This is a genomic window from Acidimicrobiales bacterium, assembly GCA_035294085.1.
Lineage (GTDB): Bacteria > Actinomycetota > Acidimicrobiia > Acidimicrobiales > Bog-793 > DATGLP01.
The window spans coordinates 1-21404 of record DATGLP010000028.1 but is presented as its reverse complement, the minus strand read 5'-3'; the positions used below and the strand labels follow the sequence as shown (position 1 = coordinate 21404).

16 protein-coding genes are annotated in these 21404 nt (G+C 76.3%); 12 read left to right on the top strand and 4 right to left on the bottom strand.

What is annotated here, in order from left to right; all coding sequences use genetic code 11:
• The first annotated feature begins 92 nt into the window (after positions 1-92).
• Positions 93-3470 (top strand): pyruvate carboxylase, encoded by a 3378-nt coding sequence (locus tag VKV23_10490; GenBank protein ID HLI16461.1) that lies wholly within the window; start codon positions 93-95, stop codon positions 3468-3470.
• 3 nt (positions 3471-3473) lie between these two features.
• On the opposite strand, the gene VKV23_10485 is transcribed toward VKV23_10490, so the two are convergent.
• On the bottom strand, positions 3474-4652 hold the full coding sequence (locus tag VKV23_10485) for an acetyl-CoA C-acyltransferase (GenBank protein HLI16460.1): 1179 nt from the start codon (positions 4650-4652) through the stop codon (positions 3474-3476).
• A 129-nt stretch (positions 4653-4781) separates the two neighbouring features.
• Here VKV23_10485 and VKV23_10480 point away from each other — a divergent pair, with 129 nt between their 5' ends.
• The 5 genes from VKV23_10480 (at position 4782) to VKV23_10460 (ending at position 9426) form a co-directional block, all read left to right on the top strand.
• Positions 4782-6134 carry a pyridoxal-dependent decarboxylase gene (locus tag VKV23_10480; GenBank protein HLI16459.1) on the top strand — a complete coding sequence of 451 codons (1353 nt, stop codon included), beginning with the start codon at positions 4782-4784 and terminating at the stop codon, positions 6132-6134.
• A gap of 28 nt (positions 6135-6162) precedes the next feature.
• Positions 6163-7164, top strand: coding sequence for an agmatinase (gene speB, locus VKV23_10475; protein ID HLI16458.1), 1002 nt, complete (start codon positions 6163-6165; stop codon positions 7162-7164).
• Positions 7165-7209: 45 nt separating this feature from the next.
• Positions 7210-8217, top strand: a complete 1008-nt coding sequence (locus tag VKV23_10470; protein HLI16457.1) for a GGDEF domain-containing protein — start codon at positions 7210-7212, stop codon at positions 8215-8217.
• A 74-nt stretch (positions 8218-8291) separates the two neighbouring features.
• A complete protein-coding gene (locus VKV23_10465; protein ID HLI16456.1) occupies positions 8292-8750 on the top strand; it encodes an Hsp20/alpha crystallin family protein in 459 nt (152 codons plus the stop codon).
• Positions 8751-8754: 4 nt separating this feature from the next.
• Positions 8755-9426, top strand: a complete 672-nt coding sequence (locus tag VKV23_10460; GenBank protein ID HLI16455.1) for an XRE family transcriptional regulator — start codon at positions 8755-8757, stop codon at positions 9424-9426.
• On the opposite strand, the gene VKV23_10455 is transcribed toward VKV23_10460, so the two are convergent.
• Positions 9366-10889 carry an MFS transporter gene (locus VKV23_10455; GenBank protein HLI16454.1) on the bottom strand — a complete coding sequence of 508 codons (1524 nt, stop codon included), beginning with the start codon at positions 10887-10889 and terminating at the stop codon, positions 9366-9368. The two genes, VKV23_10460 and VKV23_10455, sit on opposite strands and share 61 nt — an antisense overlap.
• A gap of 120 nt (positions 10890-11009) precedes the next feature.
• A complete protein-coding gene (locus VKV23_10450) occupies positions 11010-12017 on the bottom strand; it encodes an acyl-CoA dehydrogenase family protein (GenBank protein HLI16453.1) in 1008 nt (335 codons plus the stop codon).
• A 57-nt stretch (positions 12018-12074) separates the two neighbouring features.
• On the opposite strand from VKV23_10450, the gene VKV23_10445 reads away from it, so the two are divergent.
• Positions 12075-12761 carry a GNAT family N-acetyltransferase gene (locus VKV23_10445; protein ID HLI16452.1) on the top strand — a complete coding sequence of 229 codons (687 nt, stop codon included), beginning with the start codon at positions 12075-12077 and terminating at the stop codon, positions 12759-12761.
• A 19-nt stretch (positions 12762-12780) separates the two neighbouring features.
• Here VKV23_10445 and VKV23_10440 read toward each other — a convergent pair whose 3' ends face one another.
• Positions 12781-14205 (bottom strand): M20/M25/M40 family metallo-hydrolase, encoded by a 1425-nt coding sequence (locus VKV23_10440; protein HLI16451.1) that lies wholly within the window; start codon positions 14203-14205, stop codon positions 12781-12783.
• A gap of 81 nt (positions 14206-14286) precedes the next feature.
• On the opposite strand from VKV23_10440, the gene VKV23_10435 reads away from it, so the two are divergent.
• The 5 genes from VKV23_10435 to mfd all read left to right on the top strand — a co-directional run bounded on the left by VKV23_10435 (position 14287) and on the right by mfd (position 21234).
• Positions 14287-15423, top strand: a complete 1137-nt coding sequence (locus VKV23_10435; GenBank protein HLI16450.1) for an NTP transferase domain-containing protein — start codon at positions 14287-14289, stop codon at positions 15421-15423.
• On the top strand, positions 15414-16385 hold the full coding sequence (locus VKV23_10430; protein ID HLI16449.1) for a ribose-phosphate diphosphokinase: 972 nt from the start codon (positions 15414-15416) through the stop codon (positions 16383-16385). The genes VKV23_10435 and VKV23_10430 overlap by 10 nt, the downstream gene beginning before the upstream one ends.
• Before the next feature lie 126 nt (positions 16386-16511).
• Complete coding sequence (locus tag VKV23_10425; protein ID HLI16448.1) at positions 16512-17120, top strand: 50S ribosomal protein L25; 609 nt, start codon at positions 16512-16514, stop codon at positions 17118-17120.
• Positions 17117-17740 carry an aminoacyl-tRNA hydrolase gene (gene pth, locus VKV23_10420; protein ID HLI16447.1) on the top strand — a complete coding sequence of 208 codons (624 nt, stop codon included), beginning with the start codon at positions 17117-17119 and terminating at the stop codon, positions 17738-17740. The genes VKV23_10425 and pth overlap by 4 nt, the downstream gene beginning before the upstream one ends.
• Positions 17737-21234, top strand: coding sequence for a transcription-repair coupling factor (gene mfd, locus VKV23_10415; protein HLI16446.1), 3498 nt, complete (start codon positions 17737-17739; stop codon positions 21232-21234). The genes pth and mfd overlap by 4 nt, the downstream gene beginning before the upstream one ends.
• Positions 21235-21404 lie beyond the last annotated feature (170 nt).

Below are 21404 nucleotides of genomic sequence, written 5' to 3'. Positions count from 1 at the left end.
GACCTCGGCGGCGGCGCCGACGAGTACCGTAGGCTCGTCGAAGCGAGGTGGAGCCCTCCCCCCGAGGAGGCAGGCGTGCGCGCGGAGGCGCCTTGATCACGAAGCTGCTCGTTGCCAACCGTGGCGAGATCGCGATTCGCGCCTTCCGTGCTGCCAACGAGCTCGGGATCCGCTCGGTGGCCATCTACCCCTACGAGGACCGCCACTCCCTGCACCGCCAGAAGGCCGACGAGAGCTACATGATCGGCACGCCGGGCCATCCGGTGCGCGCCTACCTCGACGTCGAGGAGATCGTCGGCCTCGCCCGGCGCGTCGGGGCCGACGCCATCTACCCGGGCTACGGCTTCCTCTCGGAGAACCCCCACCTGGCCGAGGCGTGCGCCGCGGCGGGGATCGTCTTCGTCGGGCCGAGCGCCGAGGTGCTGCGGCTCGCTGGGAACAAGGTCGCTGCCCTCGAGGCGGCCCGGGCGGCCGGGCTGCCGGTGCTCGGCTCGGTCCCTCCCCAGCGCGACGTCGCCGCGCTCGTCGCCGCAGGCGAGGAGCTCGGCTTCCCCCTCTTCGTCAAGGCCGCGGCCGGCGGCGGCGGTCGCGGGCTGCGGCGCGTGGCGCAGCCGGCGGAGCTCCCCGACGCGATCGCGGCGGCGATGCGCGAGGCGGCGTCCGCCTTCGGCGACGACACGGTCTTCCTCGAGGAGGCCGTCGACAGCCCGCGCCACGTCGAGGTGCAGGTCCTCGCCGATCAGGTGGGCAACGTCGTCCACCTCTTCGAGCGCGACTGCTCCATCCAGCGCCGTCACCAGAAGGTGGTGGAGATCGCCCCCGCCCCGAACCTCGACCCGGCGCTTCGCGAGCGGATGTGCGAGCACGCCGTCGCCTTCGCCACCTCGATCGGCTACACGGGCGCCGGGACCGTCGAGTTCCTCGTGGACCCGCGCGGCCGCCACGTCTTCATCGAGATGAACCCGCGCATCCAGGTCGAGCACACCGTGACCGAGGAGGTCACCGCCGTCGACCTCGTCCAGGCCCAGCTGCGCATCGCGTCGGGGGAGACCCTCGCCGACCTCGGCATCAGCCGCGACTCGATCCGCCTGCAGGGCGCCGCCCTCCAGTGCCGCATCACCGCCGAGGACCCGGCGCACGACTTCCGCCCGGACACCGGGATCATCACCACCTACCGCACCCCCGGCGGGACCGGGATCCGCCTCGACGAGGGCACCGCCGCCGGGACCGAGGTGCTCCCCTACTTCGACTCCCTGCTCGCCAAGCTCACCTGCCGCGGCCGGACCTTCGACGAGGCGGTGGACCGCGCCCGGCGCGCGGTCGCGGAGTTCCGCATCCGCGGCATCGCGACGAACATCCCCTTCCTCCAGGCGATCCTCGACGACGAGGACTTCCGCGCCGGACGGCTGTCGACGGAGTTCATCGCCCGCAAGCCCGAGCTGCTCCACTCCCGCCAGAGCGCGGACCGCGGGACGCGCCTGCTCACCTACCTCGCCGAGGCGGTCGTGAACCGGCCGCACGGCGAGCCCCCCGCGGTCCCGGCCGCGCGCTCGAAGCTCCCGCCCCTCGACCTCGACGCGCCGGCGCCGGCGGGGAGCCGCCAGCTCCTCGACGAGCTCGGCCCGGACGGCTTCGCCCGGCGCCTCCGCCACCAGCGGGCGATCGCGCTCACCGACACGACGTTTCGCGACGCCCACCAGTCGCTCCTCGCGACGCGCCTTCGGACCTACGACATGCTCGTGGCGGCCCCCTACGTGGCACGCCTCCTCCCCGGGCTGCTCAGCCTCGAGTGCTGGGGCGGCGCCACCTACGACGTGGCGCTGCGCTTCCTGAAGGAGGACCCCTTCGAGCGGCTCGCGGCGCTGCGGGAGGCGGTGCCCAACCTCTGCCTGCAGATGCTGATCCGGGGCCGCAACACGGTCGGCTACACCCCCTACCCCGACGAGGTCGGCCACGCCTTCGTCGCCGAGGCGGCGGCCACCGGCGTCGACATCTTCCGCGTCTTCGACGCCCTGAACGACGTCGACCAGATCCGGCCCGCCGTCGACGCCGTGCTCGAGGCGGGCAAGATCGCCGAGGGGACGCTGTGCTACACGGGCGACCTCGCGGACCCCGCCGAGCGGCTCTACACCCTCGACTACTACCTGCGCCTCGCCGAGCGCCTCGTCGGCTGCGGCGTGCACGTGCTGTGCGTGAAGGACATGGCTGGCCTCCTGCGGGCCCCGGCCGCCGCGATCTTGATCCGCGCCCTTCGCGAGCGCTTCGACCAGCCGGTGCACCTGCACACGCACGACACGGCCGGCGGCCAGCTCGCCACCTACCTCGCGGCCGTCGAGGCGGGCGTGGACGCGATCGACGGAGCGATCGCCCCCCTGTCGGGGATGACGAGCCAGCCCTCGCTCGCCGCGATCGTCGCGGCGACCGACCACACCGAGCGGGCGAGCGGCATCTCGCTCGACGCGCTCTTGGACCTCGAGCCCTACTGGGAGGCCGTCCGCCTCCTCTACCGCCCCTTCGAGTCGGGACTGCCCGCCCCGACCGGGCGCGTCTACCGCCACGAGATCCCCGGGGGCCAGCTCTCCAACCTCCGCCAGCAGGCCATCGCCCTCGGCCTCGGCGATCGCTTCGAGGTGGTCGAGGACCTCTACGCCAAGGCGAACGACATCCTCGGCGACATCGTCAAGGTCACCCCGACGAGCAAGGTGGTCGGCGACCTGGCGCTGCACCTGGCTGCCCAGGACGCGGACGCGGCGGCCTTCGCCGAGGACCCGGCCCGCTTCGACATCCCCGACAGCGTCATCGCCTTCCTCCACGGGGAGCTCGGCACGCCGGCGGGCGGCTGGCCCGAGCCGTTCCGGACCAAGGCGCTCGCCGGGCGCCCGCCCCTCGCCCGGACCCAGGAGCTCTCCGAGGCCGACAAGCAGGCGCTCCACGGACCCGAGCGCCGGCGCGTCCTGTCCGAGCTGCTCTTCCCCGGTCCGGCACGCGACTACGCCGAGGCGCTCGAGCGCTACGGCCACCTCGGCGTGCTGCCCACCGCCGCCTTCTTCTACGGTCCGCGCCTCGGCGAGGAGATCGAGGTCGAGCTCGAGCCGGGCGTGGCGCTCTACCTCGCCGTCGACGCGATGACCGAGCCCGACGAGCGGGGCTTCCGCACCGTCTACTGCAGGATGAACGGCCGTCCCCGCTCGGTCGTCGTGCGCGACCTCGCCGTCGAGGCGCGCAAGCCCTCCGGCGAGAAGGCGGCGCCCGACGACCCGAACCAGGTCGGCGCGCCCTTCAGCGGCGTCGTGTCCGTCGCCGTTCGCCCGGGCGAGCGCGTCCAGGCCGGTCAGGTCATCGCCACGATCGAGGCGATGAAGATGGACGCGCGGGTGACGACGCCGGTCGGCGGCGTCGTGCAGCGCGTCGTCGTCCCCGCCTCGGCGCGCGTCGAGGCGGGCGACCTCCTCGTCGTGCTCGGACCCTGAGGCTCAGGCCACCCGCAGCAGGAGGGCGTCGCCCTGGCCGCCCCCGCCGCACAGCGCCGCCGCGCCGACCCCGCCGCCCCGGCGGCGCAGCTCGTAGGCGAGCGTGAGGGCGAGCCGAGCGCCGGACATGCCGATCGGGTGGCCGAGGGCGATCGCCCCCCCGTTCACGTTGACGACGTCGTCGGGCACGCCGAGGTCGGCGATGGAGGCCGCCGAGACGGCGGCGAAGGCCTCGTTGATCTCGAACAGGTCGACCTGCGCGAGCGTCATCCCGGCACGCCCGAGCGCGGCGCGCACCGCCCGGGAGGGCTGGGTGAGCAGGGAGGTGTCGGGGCCGGCGACCTGACCGTAGGCGAGGAGCTCGGCGAGCGGCTGCACGCCCAGGCGCGCCGCGGCGTCCGTCGACGCCACGACGAGGGCGGCCGCACCGTCGGAGATCTGGCTCGCGTTCCCCGCGGTGATGGAGCCGCCGGCCGCGAAGGCGGGCTTGAGGGCGGCGAGGGAGGCCAGCGTCGTGTCGGGGCGGATCCCCTCGTCGTCGCGGACCTCGACGGTGCCGGCGCGCCCCTCGAGGTGCACGGGGACGATCTCCTCGGCGAGGCGCCCCTCCTTCTGGGCCGCCGCGGCGCGCTCGTGGGAGGCGAGGGCGATGGCGTCCTGGCGCTCCCGGCCGATGCCCGCGGCCGCGGCGTCCTGCTCCGTGGCTGCGCCCATCGACTGGTGCCCGAAGGCGCAGGTGAGGCCGTCGGCCATGATGGCGTCCTCGAGCTCGCCCGAGCCGAAGCGCAGGCCGCGCCGTCCGGCCGCCAGGAGGTGGGGCGCGTTCGTCATCGACTCCATCCCACCGGCCACGACGACGTCGGCCTCGCCGGCGGCGATGAGGAGGCGGGCGTGCTGGATGGCGTTGAGCCCCGACAGGCAGACCTTGTTGAGCGTCGCCGCCGGGACGCTCATCGGGATGCCCGCCGCGATCGCGGCCTGGCGGGCGGGGTTCTGACCCTGCCCGGCCTGGAGGACCTGTCCCATCACGACGTAGTCGACGGCGTCGGGGGCGACGCCAGCTCGGTGCAGGGCCTCGGCGATCGCAACGGCCCCGAGCTCGCTGGCGCGTCGCGCGCCGAGGGCGCCTGACAGCTTCCCGATGGGGGTCCGGGCCCCTGCGAGGACGACCGAGTCCGGCATCGCTCCCTCCTCCCCGGGCGGCGAGCCGCCCTGGCGACCGCGTCGCGCTCCAGGCTAGGTCGCCGGCGCTCCCGCCGGGCGCGGGCCACCGGCTCGCGAGGAGGTCCCCTGCCCGTAGGCTCGGGACCGGTGCACCGCTGGGGCGAGGAGCTCGAGGAGCTCGCCGACGCCGTCTTCGCGTACGCCCGCGAGCGCCTTCGCCTCGACCCCGTCCCGCTCGACGGCCCGCGACCGCTCGCCGAGCTCGCCGCGGCGGCGGGGCAGACCGTGACGCCGGCCGGCATCGGGGGCAAGGCGGCGCTGGAGCTGTTCGCCGAGGTGCTCGCCCCCGCCTGCATCTCGATCGACCACCCTCGCTACCTCGCCTTCGTCCCCTGCGCGCCGACGAAGGCAGCCGCGCTCTTCGACCTCGTGGTCGGCGCCTCCTCGATCTACGCGGGGAGCTGGCTCGAGGGGGCCGGGGCCGTCTTCGCCGAGAACGAGGCCCTGGCGTGGCTGCGCGACCTCGCCGGCCTGCCGCCGGGAGCCGGCGGCACCTTCGTCCAGGGGGGCACGCTCGGCAACCTGTCGGCCCTCGTGGCGGCGCGCCACGCGTACCGGGATGCCGGCGGGTCTCGTCGGGCGCGCCTCGCCTTCGTGGCGAGCGACGAGGCGCACGCCTCGGTCGCGGCGGCGGCACGTGTGATGGACGTCGAGGTGCTCGAAGCGATCCCCGACGAGCACGGCCGGCTGCACGGCGCGGCGGTGGCAGCGGCGATCGACGGGCGTCCGCGCGGGACCGAGGTCTTCGCCGTGGTGGCGAGCGCGGGCGCGACGAACCTCGGCGTGATCGACGACCTCGGGTCGGTCGCCGACGAGGCGAGCCGGCGCGGGCTGTGGCTGCACGTCGACGCGGCCTACGGCGGCGGCGCGCTCGCCGCCCCGAGCGCCCGCGCGCGCTTCGCCGGCATCGAGCGCGCCGACTCGGTCGTGATCGACCCCCACAAGTGGCTGTTCGCCCCCTTCGACTGCGCCGCCCTCCTCTACCGGCGCCCCGAGCTCGCCCGCGCGGCGCACGCCCAGCGCGCCGACTACCTCGAGGCGGTCGAGCGGACCGGCGAGTGGAACCCGTCCGACTACGCCATCCAGCTCACCCGCCGGGCTCGCGGGCTGCCCTTCTGGTTCTCGCTCGCGACGCACGGCACCGACGCCTACGTCGCGGCGATCGAGCGCACCCTCGAGGTGGCGCGCCAGGCCGCCGCCGCGATCCGGGAGCGCCCCGAGCTCGAGCTGCTCGACGAGCCGGAGCTGACGGTCCTGTGCTTCCGCCGGCACGCCTGGCGCGAGGCGGACTACTACGCCTGGTCGGAGCGCCTGCGCGCCGCGGGGACGGCCTTCGTCACCCCGACGAGCCACCGCGGCGAGCCGCTCGCCCGCCTCGTGGTCGTCAACCCGCGCACGACGCTCGAGGACATCGAGCTCGTCCTCGACACGATGCGCTAGCCGGGGCCTCGTGTGCTACCAATGGCGTGTGGCCGGCGCCGACCCAGCCTGGCGCGCCCCGGACCGCGGCGACGCCCCCTCCTACGAGGGCCCCGCCACCTTCGCCCGGCGCCCGCTCCTGCTCGAGCCGGCCGAGCTCGACGCGCGGCGCCCCGACGTCGCGGTGGTCGGCGCCCCCTGGGACGGGTCGACGACGCACCGCCCCGGCGCCCGCTTCGCGCCCCGGGCGCTGCGCGCCCTCGCCTACCACCCGGGCAGCTTCCACCTCGACCTCGGGATCGAGCTGTTCGAGGCGCTCGACGTCGTCGACTACGGCGACGCCGCCTGCCCCCACGGGCTCGTCGAGCCCTCGCACGCCGCCATCCGCGCGCGCGTGGCGGAGGTCGCCGAGCGGGGGATCTTCCCCGTCGTCCTCGGCGGGGACCACTCGATCACCTGGCCGTCGGCGACCGCCGTGTCGGCCGCCCACGGCTTCGGGACGATCGGCGTCGTCCACTTCGACGCCCACGCCGACACCGCCGACTCCATCGACGGGAACCTCGCGAGCCACGGCACCCCGATGCGCCGGCTCATCGAGTCGGGGGCGGTCGCCGGCTCGAACTTCGTCCAGGTCGGCCTGCGCGGGTACTGGCCGGACGCCGCCACGTTCGCGTGGATGCGCGCCCAGGGCATGCACTACCACCGCATGCAGGAGGTCGTCGAGCGCGGCCTCGACGCGGTCCTCGACGACGCGCTCGCGCAGGCGACGGCCGGCTGCGACGCCGTCTACCTGTCGGTCGACATCGACGTGCTCGACCCCGGCTTCGCCCCCGGCACCGGGACGCCCGAGCCCGGTGGCCTCTCCCCGGTCGAGCTGCTGCGCGCCGTCCGGCGCCTCGCGATCGAGGCGCCGCTCGTCGCGCTCGACGTCGTCGAGGTCGCCCCGCCCTACGACCACGGCGAGGTCACGCTGAACAACGCCCACCGCGTCGTGCTCGAGGTGCTCGCCGGCCTGGCGGCGCGCCGGGGCAGCCCCGTGCGGCCGGCCTGAGCCGCGATCCTGGCGGGCGAGGCCGCCGTGGGCTGGAATTGGCCCGTGCCCGCCGTGGAACCTCGCCGGCCCGCCGCCTACGGCCGCCTCGCCGCCCTCGCGCCGCGCGGGGGCGTCGAGGTGCGCGTCCTCGTCCTCCTCGAGCTGCTCGCCGCGGTGGCCTGCCTCGGCTCCTTCGCCGTGCCGACCTCCCGCCTCGAGGTGGTCGACCTCTACCTCGCGGTCGGCCTCCTGTGCGCCGCGACGGCGGCCGTGCTCTGGCTCGCCGGGGGGCGCACCGGCCCGGCGACCTGGGCTGGCGTCCTCGCGTGCGGCGTCGTGCTCAACAGCGTCTTCGTCGCGACCGCGCGGACCCCCCAGGGCAAGGTGCTCACCACCTTCCCCTTCGTCTCGATGGCCGTCTACGCCGCCTCCTTCCTCCCGCGCCTCGCCGTGCTCGCCGAGCTCGCCCTCATCAGCGCCGGCTGCGCGGCCGGCCTCGCGGCGAACGGGCTGGCGCGCTGGGGGGTGGTCTGGGCCGTCGTCGCCGGCACGATCGTGATGACCGGCCTCGTCCTCGAGCGCGCCGTCGGCCGGCTGCGCCGCCAGGCGGACACCGACGTCCTCACCGGCGTGCTCAACCGGCGCGGCTTCCAGCGCGTCGCCGAGCTCGAGCAGGCGATCGCCGACCGCCTCGAGCGGCCGCTCGTGCTCGCGGTGATCGACCTCGACGACTTCAAGCTCGTGAACGACGTGGAGGGCCACGAGGCGGGGGACCGCCTGCTCGCCGAGGCGGCGCGGGCGTGGCTGGCGGTGCTCGGGGCCGACGCGGTCCTCGGCCGGCTCGGCGGCGACGAGTTCGCGTTCGTCGCCCGGGCTCCCCTGGCCGGCGCCGAGCGCCTCCTCGCTCGCCTGCGCGCGGGGCACCCGATCCGCTTCACGGCCGGCGTCACCGAGCTCGAGCCGGGCGAGGGCCTCCAGGCGGCGCTGCGGCGTGCCGACGAGCAGCTCTACGTGCGCAAGCTGCAGCGGCAGCCACCGGCGAGCGACCAGGCGGCGCGCCGAGGCCCCTGATCGGGCACCCGGCTCGTTCACGATTCACAGCTGCTGCTCTAGAATCGTGAACGAGACGCCGCGAGGTGGTGCCGATGTTCGAACCCGACGTCCCCTGCTACGTCCAGCCGCTCGCCGACGAGGCGGACGGCGTCTCGCCCGCTCGCCGGCCGCCGCTCGCCTACGACGCCTACCTCGCCCGGGGTGCGCTCCACCTCGAGTTCGACGTCCCCGGCGTGCCCCGCGACCGCCTGCGCGTGCGCCTCGAGTCGCACGTGCTCGTCGTCGAGGCCGAGCGGGTCCTCGCCGAGGGGGCGCGCATCGACCCGCTGATCAGCGGGCGTCCGCACGGCTCGGCCCGGCGGAGGCTGCTGCTCGGCGACGCCTGCGACGTCGACCGGCTCGAGGCGAGCCTCGAGGCCGGCGTGCTGTCGATACGGGTGCCCCTCGTTCGCTCCCGCCCGACGCGCCAGGTGCCGGTGCGCGAGCCGTCGGCCACCCCGCCGGCACCCCGCGAGCGGGTGCCGGCGGGCGAGGTGCCGAGCGGCGCCTGAGGACGTGGCCGACGAAGCGCCGGCCGGCACGCCGCCCGGCGCGCACCGCGTCGAGGCCGACGTCGCGCGCCTCGCCGCCGTCATCGGGGCGCGCACGCGCGAGCGGCGCATGGACCGGGGGCTGTCGCTCGCGGGCCTCGCCCGGCGAGCCGGGCTCTCCAAGGCGGTCGTCTCGAAGGTCGAGAACGCCCAGGGGGCGGCGAACCTGCAGACGCTCGCCCGCCTGGCGGCCGCGCTCGAGGTGCCCGTCACCTCGCTGTTCCAGGGGCTCGACGAGGAGCGCGACGCCCTGTTCACCCGGGCGGGCACCGGCCCGGAGCTCGTGCGGCCGGGGACGGCCTCCGGCCACCGCTACCAGCTGCTCGGCTCGATGCGGGGGCCCGCCAAGCGGATGGAGCCGATGCTCGTCACGCTCACGAGCCGCCGCGAGGTCTTCCCCCTCTACCAGCACCCGGGCACCGAGCTCCTCTACGTGCTCGAGGGCGTCGTCGACTACTCCTACGCCGGCGCCGTCTACCACCTCGAGCCCGGCGACGCCCTGCAGTTCGACGGCGAGGTCGCGCACGGCCCCGCCGAGCTGTGCGAGCTGCCGGTGCGCTTCCTCTCCGTCATCGCCTACGGATCCGTCGCTACCTCTGGACGCGAGCCGCCGCGCTCGAGCCCGAGCTCGCGCTGAGCACGGCCCAGGGTGGCCGGAGCCGGCGGGCGCCCGGCTCGCACGACGACGAGGGCGATGACGCTACCGGCGAGGAGGAACGCTCCGGCGACGAGGAAGGCGCGCGAGTAGCCGGCGGTCAGCGCCGCGGCGGTCGCGGCCCGGCTGCGAGCCGCGAGGAGCCGGGGACGGGTCACCGCGGTGGCGATCGTGACGAGCACGGCGAGCCCGAGGGAGCCCCCGAGCTGCTGGCCCGTGTTGAGCAGGGCCGAGACGAGGCCGGTCTCGCCCGGCCTGGCGCCGGCGACCGCGGTGAGCGTGAGCGGCACGAAGGTGAGGCCCATCCCGATGGCGATGAGCAGCTCGGGCCCGAGCACGTCGCCGGTGAAGGTGCTCGCCGGGGTCACCCGGGAGATCCACGCGAGGCCGGCCGCGCTGACGAGCGGCCCGGCGGCCAGGAGGGGGCGGGCGCCGATGCGCCCGACGACGCGCGAGCTCAGCCCGGCGCAGGCGGCGATCGTGAGGGAGATCGGCAGCGAGACGAGGCCCGCCTTGAGCGGCGAGAAGCCGAGGATGTCCTGGACGAACAGCGTCAGGTAGAAGAACATCGCGAACAGCCCGGCGCCGATGATGAGCATCATCCCGTAGGCGCCGGAGCGGTTCCGGTTGGCGAAGACGCGCAGCGGCATGAGGGCGTGCGTCGAGCGCGCCTCGATGGCGAGGAAGGCTGCGAGCAGGACGGCCGCTCCGGCGAGCGAGCCGACCGTGAGCGGCGTCGACCACGACGCCGAGGCGGCGTGCGAGAGCCCGTAGACGAGGAAGGACATCCCGGCGGTCACCGAGACGGCCCCGGGCAGGTCGAGGCGGCCCTGCCGGCCCTCGGTCTCGCCGAGGACGAGCGGCGCGGCGATGACGACGAGGGCGCCGATGGGGACGTTGACGAAGAGCACCCAGCGCCAGCTGGCGAGGTCGGTGAGGATGCCGCCGAGGAGCAGGCCGATCGAGGCGCCGGCGCTCGACATGGCGGCGTAGACGCCCATCGCGCGGTCGCGGCTGCGCCCCTCGGGGAAGGTGCTCGTGACGAGCGAGAGCGCCGTCGGCGACGCGATGGCGCCGCCGACGCCCTGGACCATGCGCGCCGCGATGAGCCAGACCTGGGTCGTGGCGAAGCCGCCGGTCAGCGAGGCGGCGGTGAAGAGCGCGACCCCGGCCATGAACATGCGCCGCTTCCCGTAGAGGTCGCCGGTGCGCCCGCCGAGGAGGAGGAGGCCGCCGAAGGCGAGGGCGTAGCCGTTCACCACCCACTCGAGGCCGGTGGCCGAGAAGTGCAGGTCCCGCTGCATCGAGGGCAGGGCGATGTTCACGATCGTGGCGTCGAGCACCACCATGAGCTGGACGGTGCTGATGAGGGCGAGGGCGAGGCCGAGGTGGCGGTGCCCGTGCGCCGTCGTCGCGGGCGCGCTCGCCGTCGTCGTTGCCTGCACGGTCTCCTCCGGCTCGGCCCGCCGCGCGCGGGCTGGGGTTCGTCGGGAACGGTGTCGACCCGAGGTCTCGGGCTGCGCACGAGCAAGCATAGGGGCGCCGCGGCCGAACCCGGCCGTGCGTCAGGTCGGCGCCCGGCGCGCGAGCCGGTGGCGCAGCGCCTCCCGGATCGCCGGGGTCTGGCCGAAGGCGAGGAGGACGAGCGCCTCGCGCCCGAGGCGCGCCGCGTGCGACGAGGCGAGGGCGCCCCGGGCCCCCTCGGCGGCGAGCAGGGACGACGCCGCCCGCGCGGCGAGCTCGGCCGCCCAGGCGCGCGCCTCGGGCAGCTCGGCGGGCGAGGAGGCGTCGAGCCGCTCGCGGCAGGCCTCGACCTCGGCGGCGAGGGCGCCGAGGCCGCCGAGGGCGGCGGCCCGGCGTGCGACGCCGAGCGCGAGCGAGCCGTTCGGTCGCAGCCCGAGCGCGTCGCGCCGGCGCCAGGCCTCGAGGGGCTCGACGAGGGTGACGCGCTCGGCCGCCAGGCGGTGGCCGGCGAAGGCGAGCTCGACCGTCCCGCTCGCCCCGAGCGCGAGGAGCGGGAGCGGCCGCGCGACGAGCGTCGGGCCCTCGGCCGCGTCGACGAGGCCCCACACGACGCGCCCGTCGTCGGTGAGCGCCGCCACGTGCACGACGTCGACGAGCCCGAAGCCCGAGACCCACGGGGCGCGCCCGTCGAGGACGAAGCTCGCGCCGACCGGCCGGGCGCTGAGCAGCGGCGGGCCGGGCCGGCGCAGCGCGGAGTAGGCGACGCCGGCGCGCACGTCCCCGCGGCACAGCGGTTCGAGGAGCCGTCGGGCCGGCAGGTCGGCCGGCGCGCCGGCGAGGGTCCGCACGGCGTTGTGGTGCTGCGCGAACACGAACGCCGTCGTGAGGCAGCCGGACGCGAGCGCCTCGAGGACGCGGCAGAACGTCGCGAGGTCCGGGGCCCCGCCGAGCTCGCGCGGGCCGGCGACGCCGTAGAGGCCGGCGGCAGCGAGCGCGTCGAGGCGCGCCCTCGGCAGCAGCGGGGCGGCGTCGGTCTCGAGGGCGCGGGGGAAGAGCTCCTCCTCGGCGAGGCGCGCCGCGCGCGCCACGGCGTCGTCCGGCCCTCGCATGCGGCCGACGGTAGTCGGCGGCCGGTAGGCTCACCCACCGCCGAGCGAGGGTGGGGCATGGCAGAGGCGACCGCTGCGGCAGCGCTCGAGAGCCGCCTTCGCGCGCACCTGCGCCACTTCCTCGGCGCGTGGCCCCCGTCTCGTCCGCTCGAGGTCGTCGGCTCGCCGCTGCGCGAGCGGCCCGGCTGGGACGGGGCCGTGCGGCCGGCGGTCGGCGTGGCCACGCCGGCCGGGGCGGTCGTCTCGGTGCCGCCGGGCAGCGTCGGCGAGGTCGCCGCCGCCGCGCGCCGCCTCGGGCTCGAGGGCCTCGTCGAGCGGCTCCCGGCGCTCCTCGGCGTACCGGAGCGGCGCGCTGCGCTCGGGGTGTTCCGCGCCTGTCGCGAGCTCGTCGACCTACCGGACGCCGGCGCGTGGCTGGCGCCCGACGACGCGCGCGTCCCGGCGTGGCTGCGCCCGTTCAACGGCGAGGTGCTCGTGGCCTTCGACGCCGCCGGGCGCTACGCCGCCGGCGTCGGCCGCAAGCGCCACGACGCCCTCGGCCAGGAGCTTGCCGTCGCCACCGAGCCGGCGCACCGCAACCGAGGCCTCGGGCGCCGCCTCGTCGCGCAGGCGGCGCGCCGCGTCTACGCCGAGGGCGCCGTCGCGCTCTACCTGCACCGGCCGGACAACGCGCCGTCCGCCGCGCTCGCGTCGGCGGCGGGCTTCCCCGACCTCGGCTGGCGCGCCGTCGTGCTGGCGAGCTGAGGAGGGCGCGCCCGCCTGGCTAGGGCGCCGCGGCGAGCAGGGCCGCGAGGACGGCGGTGAGCGACACGGCCGTCGGCACGTGGAGGAACTCGTCCGGTCCGTGGGCGCCGGACCCCGGTCCGAGGACACCCGTCGCGAGCAGCTGGGCGTCGGGGAAGCGCCGGGCGAGGGCGGGCAGGAACGGGATCGTCCCGCCGAGTCCGAGGGCACCGGGCGGGGCGCCGAAGGCCGCCCGGCTCGCTGCGTCGAGCGCCGCGGCGAGCCACGGGGCGGTCGGGGGGGCGTCGAAGCCCTCGGCCACCTCCTCGACCTCGAGGGTGACGGCGGCGCCGGCCGGCGGGTCGGCCGTGAGCGCCGCGCCGAGCGCCTCGGCGGCACGGGACGCGTCGCAGGTGGGCGGGAGGCGCAGCGACAGGCGCAGCGCCGTGAGGGGCCGCAGCACGTTGCCCGCCTCGAGCCGACCGGGCAGCCCCTCGGCGCCGGTCACCTCGAGCGCGGGGTGCCAGGCGAGGCGTTCGAGCCGCTCGGCCGGGCTGGCGCCGGCGAGCTCGAGGCCCGGGACGGTCGGGAAGCTGCCCGCCGCGTCCTCGCCGAGCTCGGCGGCGAGCGCGGCGATCTCGGCCCGGCGGTGCTCGGGCGGCGTCACCCGGCACGGCGCGAGGCGGACCTCGCCCGTGGCGCCGTCCTCGACGCGCTCGAGGAGGTGGCGCGCGAGGCGGAACGAGGAGGGGACGACGCCGCCCGCGAGTCCGCTGTGCACGCCCTGCTCGAGGACCCGCACGGTGAGCGTCGCGTTGACGAGGCCGCGCAGCGACGTCGTCACCCAGAGCCGGTCGTAGGTGGCGGCACCGGAGTCGAGGCAGACGACGAGGCCCGGCGAGCCGATGCGAGGCGCGAGGGCGTCGAGGTAGGCGGCGAGGTCGGGGCTGCCGCTCTCCTCGCTCCCCTCGACGAGGAGGACGACCGGGCCGCGCCGCAGCCCGGCCTCCTCGAGCGCGCGCAGCGCGAGGGTGGCGGCGATCGCGGCGTAGCCGTCGTCGGCGACGCCGCGCCCGTAGAGGCGGTCGCCCTCGCGCGTCGCGGCGAACGGGGCGAGGCCGTCCCGCCAGGGGCCGAGGGCGGGCTGCTTGTCGAGGTGCCCGTAGACGAGGGTGGCGGCGCCCGCGCGCGTCGCGGGGAGGTGCGCGAAGAGGAGGGGGCTGCGCCCGGGGAGCTCGAGCACCTCGACGGCCGCTCCCGCGGGACCGTGCCGGCGCACGAAGCCGGCGAGGAGCTCGGCGGCGCGCCGCAGCTCGCCGTGCTCGGCGAAGGCGGGGTCGAAGGCGGGCGAGAGGCAGGCGATCGCCACGTACTCCTCGAGCGCCGGGAGGCCGAGCTCCTCGAAGGGCCGCTCGAGCAGCGCGCGCAGGCCGCCTGCCACCTCGCCGCCGGGTCGCTCGCCCACGGACGAAGACGCTAGGCGCCCGCTCGGGGAGGCGGCCACGGCGGGCCTGCACACCGCGGCCTCGTCGGCGAGAATGGGCCGGTGCCGAACCGACCGCTCTCGGCCATCGTGCTCGCCGCCGGCGAGGGGACGCGCATGCGCTCGAGCCTGCCCAAGCCGCTGCACCGGCTCTGCGGGCGGCCGATGGTCCTCCACGTCCTCGACGCCCTCGCCGAGCTCTCGGTCGAGCGGGTCGTCGTCGTCGTCGGGGCGCGCGCCGTCGAGGTGACGAAGGTGATCGGCGCCGAGGCGCCGGCGCACCTCGCGCTCGAGTTCGTCGACCAGACCGAGCCGCGCGGCACCGGCGACGCGGCGGCGGTGGCGCTCACCGCCTTCCCCGAGGGCGCCGACCTCGCCGCCGGCGACCTCGTCGTGCTGCCCGGGGACGCCCCGCTCGTGCGGCCGGCCACCCTCGCCGCCCTCGTCCGGGCGCACCGCTCCTGCGACGCCGCCGCGACCTTGCTCACGGCCCGTCTCGAGGACCCGACGGGCTATGGGCGCATCGTGCGCACGAAGGACGGGCGGGTCGCCCGCATCGTCGAGGAGGTGGACGCCTCGGAGGACGAGCGGGCCATCGACGAGGTGGCCACCTCCATCTACTGCTTCAAGCACGCGGTCCTGGCGCCGGCGCTGCGCCGGCTCTCCCCGGACAACGCGAAGGGGGAGTACTACCTCACCGACACGATCGCCGTCCTCCACGACGCCGGCTACCCCGTCGTCACCCAGGTCGCACCGGACCCGATCGAAGCGGCGGGGGTGAACGACCGTGCCCAGCTCGCGGCGGCCGAGGCGGAGGTGCGCGCCCGGATCAACGAGCGCTGGATGCGCCGTGGCGTGACGATGGTCGATCCCGAGGCCACCTACCTCGACACGACGGTGGAGCTGGCCGCCGACGTCACCGTGCTCCCCGGCGCCGTGCTCGAGGGGCGCACGGTGGTCGGCGAGGGCGCCGTCGTCGGGGTGGGCTGCCACCTCGTCGACTGCGAGGTCGGGGCGGGCGCGCGCCTCGAGCACGTCGTCGCCCGGCAGGCCGTGATCGGCGAGGGGGCACGCGTCGGCCCCTTCGTGCACCTCGAGCCCGGCACCCGCGTCCTTGCGGGCCGTGTGGTCGGCCCCGGCACGCCGATCGAGGGCGCGTCCGACCGAGCCGAGGAGCGAGAGGAGCGTCGATGGAGCTAGTGGCGAGGCAACGGCTCGAGCTGTTCACCGGGCGCGCCCACCGCGAGCTCGCCGAGGAGATCGCCCGCTGCCTCGGCGTCTCCCTCGGCGAGGCCAACCTGCGGGAGTTCGCCGACGGGCAGATCCACTGCCGCTACGACGCCTCGATCCGCGGCGCCGACGTCTTCATCGTCCAGACGCACGCCAGGCCCGTGAACGACTCGGTGATGGAGATGCTCATCATGATCGACGCCGCGAAGCGCGCGTCGGCCCGGCGCATCACGGCCGTCTGCCCCTACTACGGCTACTCCCGCCAGGACCGCAAGGCAACCGGGCGCGAGCCGATCACCGCGAAGCTCCTCGCCGACCTCATCACCGTCGCCGGCGCCGACCGGGTCGTGAGCGTGGACCTGCACTCCGGCCAGATCCAGGGCTTCTTCGACTTCCCCGTCGACCACCTGACGGCGATGCCGGTCCTCGTCGAGTACCTCCGCCAGTTCGACCCGAGGGACCTCACGGTCGTCTCGCCCGACGCCGGCCGGGTGAAGGTCGCCGAGCGCTTCTCCCAGCGCCTCGGCTGCGACCTCGCCTTCGTCCACAAGCGCCGGCCGCCGGGCGCGGCGGGCGCCGTGGAGGCGCTCGAGGTGATCGGCAACGTCGAGGGGCGGCGCTGCGTCGTCATCGACGACATGATCGACACCGCCGGGACCGTCTGCGCCGCCGCCGAGCGCCTCGTCGCCGAGGGCGCGCGCGAGGTGATCGCCATGGCGACGCACCCGGTCCTGTCCGGCTCGGCGCTCGACCGGCTGAAGGCGTCCCCCCTCGCGCGGGTCGTGGTGACGAACACGCTGCCCCTTCCCGAGGAGCGGCGCATCGACAAGATCGAGGTCCTCTCGGTCGCCCGGATCATCGCCGACGCGATCGACGCCGTGTTCGAGGGCACCTCGGTCTCGGAGATCTTCGGCGGCCAGAACCTCTCGTGAGCCGCCGCCGGCCTCGCGAGCCGGTGGCGCCGCCGCCCTACACTGGGTCGAGCCGGACGAACCGGCTCTCGCGCGCCCGGAACCGGGTCGCGCGCCGCAGGAGAGCGCGACGAGGAGCCCGCCACGATGGCTGAGATCGCCCTGGTCACCGAGGTCCGCACCGAGCGCGGCAGCGCGGCGTGCCGGCGGCTGCGGGCCGCCGGACGCGTGCCTGCCGTCGTCTACGGGCGCGGGCTCGCCCCCCTCGCCGTGAGCGTCGACGCGCGGGCGCTGCGCGCCGCGCTGTCGACGGAGGCGGGGGCGAACGCCGTGTTCAACCTGCAGGTCGGCGGGACGTCCCACCTGGCGATGGCCCGCGAGATCCAGCACCATCCGGTGCGCCACACGGTCACCCACGTCGACTTCCACGTCGTCGCGCGCGACGAGCTCGTCAGCGCCGAGGTTCCCCTCGTGCTCACCGGCGAGGCGGTCGCGGTCCAGCGCGCCGGGGGGACCGTCGAGCACCTCCTGCTGGCGGTGCCGATCAAGGCGAAGCCGGCCGACATCCCGGCCGCCTTCGAGGTCGACGTCTCGGCGATGGCGCCCGGCGACACGCTCGACCTCGCGAGCCTCGCGCTGCCCGCGGGCGTGCGCCTCGAGGCGGACCCCGCCACCCTCGTCGCCGTGGCGCACGCCGGCCGGCTGGCGGCCGCTGGCGCCGGGGAGGCGGCCGAGGCGGAGGGCGGTACGAGCTGAGGCGCCCCCTGCTGCGCGCCGGCACCGGCGCGCCGTCCGCCCGGCCCGTCGACCTGCTCGTCGTCGGGCTCGGCAACCCCGGCCCGGAGTACGCCGGGACCCGCCACAACGTGGGCGCCGAGGCGGTCGAGGCGCTCGCGGCGCGCCTCGGCGCGCGCCTGCGGCGCGAGCGCTCCACGCACGCGCGCGTCGCGCTCGTCCGGCGCGACGAGGAGGTCCTCGTCCTCGCCGTGCCCGAGACGTACATGAACGAGTCGGGGGTCGCCGTCGCCGCCCTCGTCCGGCGCCACCACCTCGCCGACCTCGAGCACCTCGTCGTCGTCCACGACGACCTCGACCTGCCGACGGGCGCGCTGCGGGTGAAGCGCGGCGGCGGCACGGCCGGGCACAACGGGCTGCGCTCGATCGAGGCGCACCTGCGCTCGCTCGAGTTCGTGCGCGTCCGCATCGGCATCTCCAAGCCGCCGGGGCGCATGCCCGGCGCCGAGTACGTCCTGCGTCGGCCGGGGCGCGCCGAGGCCGAGGCGCTCGCCGTGGCGCGCGAGCTCGCCGCGGACGCCGTGGAGCTCATCGCCGCGAAGGGGGTGGAGCCGGCGATGAACGCGCTGAACGGGCGGTGAGCGCGCCCCTCGCCCCCCTCGTCGGCCGCCTCGGGGCCCTGCCGGTCGTCGACGAGCTGGCCGGCGGCACCGACGCCCTCGTGGCGGTGCCGGAGGCGGCACGTGCCCCGCTGCTCGCGGCCCTCGCGCGCCGTGGGCGCACCCTCCTCGTCGCCACGGCGACGGGTGCCGAAGCGCAACGCCTGGCTCGGGACCTCGGCGCCTTCTGCGGCGACGACGAGGTCGCCGAGCTCCCGGCGTGGGAGACGCTCCCCTTCGAGCGCGTCTCGCCGAGCGTCGAGACGATGGGGCGTCGCCTCGAGGCGCTGTGGCGCCTGGCCGGCGACGGCCGCCGGGGGATCGTCGTCGCGCCGGTGCGGGCGCTGCTCCAGCGCCTCGCGACGACCCCCGAGCGCGCGGCGCCGGTCGTCGTGCGGCGAGGTGCCCACTGCGACCCCGAGGCGCTGCTCGAGCGCCTCGTCGCCGCCGGCTACCGACGCGAGTACCAGGTCGAGCACCGCGGCGAGGTGGCGCTTCGCGGCGGCATCCTCGACGTCTTCCCGTCCACGGGCGAGGCGGGCGTGCGGGTCGACTGCTTCGGCGACGAGGTGGAGCGCCTGACGGAGTTCGACGTCGCCGACCAGCGCTCGGTGCGCAGCCTCGAGGAGGTGGCGATCTTCGGCTGCCGCGAGCTCGTTCCCGACGCGGCGATGCGCCGGCGCGCCGCCGCCCTCGCCGCGGGCGGCGGCTTCGCCCGCGACCGCTTCGCCCGCCTCGCCGAGGGCGAGCTCTTCGACGGCATGGAGTCGTTCCTGCCCTGGCTCGTCGAGGAGGAGCGGCTCGTGACCGACCTGCTCGGCGCGCCGGACCTCGTCGTGCTCGTCGAGCCGCGCCGCCTTCGCGACCGGGCGAGCGAGCTGCTCGCCGAGGAGGAGGCGCTCGCCGCCTCCCTCGCCGCCACCTGGGGCGACGGCGTGGGCGACCCGGTGCGCCTGCACGCCGGCTTCGACCGCCTCCTCGCCGCCTGCCCGGCGCGCGTCGCCTCGCTGCCCGCCGTGGCGGAGGGACCCGGCGTCCCCTCGGTGCGCGCCGCCGGCTGGCCGCCGGCGCGGGGGGACGCGGCGGCGCTCGCGCGGCGCGCCGGCGAGCTCGCGCGCGCCGGGACCGCCGTGGCGGTGTGCGCGGAGGGGCCCGGCAGCGCCGAGCGCCTCGCGGCCGTCCTCGAGGAGGAGGGCGTCGAGGTGGACCGCCTCTGGGGCCTCGACGACCGGGCGGCGACGCGCCTCGTCGCCCCCGGCGTGCACGTGGTCGTCGCGTCGCTCGAGCGGGGCGTCGTCCTCGAGGAGGCCGGCGTCGCCCTGCTCGCCGAGGCCGACGTGACGGGCCGCCGCCGTCCCCACCGCGCGCCGCGGGCCGCCACCCGTCCGGTGGAGGGGTTCTTCGACGACCTCGCGCCCGGCTGCTACGTCGTCCACCACGTGCACGGGGTGGCCCGCTACGGCGGGATGGTGACGCGCTCGATCGGGGGCGCGGCGCGCGACTACCTCCTCCTCGAGTACCGGGGCGGCGACCGGCTCTACGTGCCCTCCGACCAGATCGACGCCATCACCCCCTACTCCGGCGGGGAGCAGCCGACGCTCAGCCGCCTGAACGGGAGCGACTGGCAGCGGCAGCGGGCCCGGGTGCGCAAGGCGGTGCGCGAGGTGGCCCAGGAGCTCGTCGTCCTCTACCGGCGGCGGCTCGCCGCGCGCGGCCACGCCTTCTCGCCCGACACCCCCTGGCAGGCCGAGCTCGAGGCCGCCTTCCCCTACCCCGAGACCCCCGACCAGCTGCGGGCCATCGCCGAGGTGAAGGCGGACATGGAGCGGCCCACCCCGATGGACCGGCTCGTGTGCGGCGACGTCGGCTTCGGCAAGACCGAGGTCGCGGTCCGGGCCGTGTTCAAGGCGGTGCAGGACGGCAAGCAGGCCGCGGTGCTCGTCCCGACGACGATCCTCGCCCAGCAGCACTACCAGACCTTCGCCGAGCGCTACGCCCCGTTCCCGGTGCGCGTCGAGGTGCTGTCGCGCTTCCTCACCCCCGCCGAGACGCGCGCCGTGCTCGCCGGCCTGGCCGACGGCTCGGTGGACGTCGTCATCGGGACGCACCGCCTGCTCGCCGACGACGTCTCCTTCGCCGACCTCGGCCTGCTCGTCGTGGACGAGGAGCAGCGCTTCGGCGTCGCCCACAAGGAGGCGATGAAGCGGCTGAAGGTCGGCCTCGACGTCCTCACCCTCACCGCGAGCCCGATCCCGCGCACCCTCGAGATGGGCCTCACGGGGATCCGCGACCTCTCGGTGATCGACACCCCGCCCGCCCGGCGCCAGCCCATCCTCACCTACGTCGGCGAGCTCGACGAGCGCGCCATCTCCGAGGCGATCCGCCGGGAGCTGCTGCGCGAGGGCCAGGTCTTCTACGTCCACAACCGGGTGCACGACATCGAGCGGGTGGCGGCGCGCCTGCGGGAGCTCGTGCCCGAGGCGCGCCTCGCCGTCGCCCACGGCCAGCTGGACGAGGGCAGCCTCGAGCAGGTCGTCCTCGACTTCGCGGCGGGGCGCTACGACGTGCTCGTGTGCACGACGATCATCGAGTCGGGCATCGACATGCCCGCCGTGAACACCCTCGTCGTCGACCGCGCCGACCTCCTCGGCCTCGGCCAGCTCCACCAGCTGCGCGGGCGCGTCGGGCGCGCCGGCCAGCGTGCCTACGCGTACCTGTTCCACCCCCGCGACCGCACGCTCTCCGAGCAGGCCTACGAGCGGCTGCGCACGATCGGCGAGCACACCGAGCTCGGCTCGGGCTTCAAGATCGCGATGCGCGACCTCGAGATACGCGGCGCGGGCAACCTGCTCGGCAGGGACCAGTCCGGCCACATCGCGGCGGTCGGCTACGACCTGTACGTGCGCATGGTGGCGGAGGCGGTCGCCGAGCTGAAGGGCGAGGAGGTGCCCGAGCCCGCCGAGATCAAGCTCGACCTCCCCGTCGACGCCCACCTGCCGACCGGCTACGTCGAGCGCGAGGACCTGCGCCTCGAAGCCTACCGCCGCCTCGCCGCCGTCACCGACCCCGCCGAGGTCGACGACATCGCCTCGGAGTGGCTCGACCGCTTCGGCCCGCTGCCGGCGCCGGCGGCGGCGCTGCTGTCGGTCGGACGGCTGCGCGCCTGGTGCGTGCGCACGGGCGTGCGGGAGATCACCGCGGTGCCGGTGCGCCCGGGCTCGCCCGGACCGGGGCGGCCGGGCGAGGTCGTCGCCCGGCTCGGGCCGCTGCGGCTGCGCGCCTCGGCGCGCGTGCGCCTCGCGCGCCTCGCGCCGCGCGCCGTGTACAAGGAGGAGCCCGGCCAGCTCGTGGTCCCCCTGCGGGCCGGGCCGGGTCTCCCCGACGAGCTCGCCGCCCTCCTCGCCGGCCTCGCGGCCGACGCCGGGCCCGCCGAGGCCGTCCGCCCGCCGAGCACCGGCTCGAGCTCGGCCGGCTGAGGGCTCGCCTGGCCCCCGGGCCGCGGGCCCTCCTAATGGGAGCGGAACGGCCTCCGGTGGGAGGCTGGTCTCCGAGCCACCTGGCGGTGAGCACTGCGTGCTCCCGAGCTTCGAGCTCTACTGCTAGAGCGTGCCCCGCCAGGCGGTGAGGAGTTGGACGGCTGGTGGGG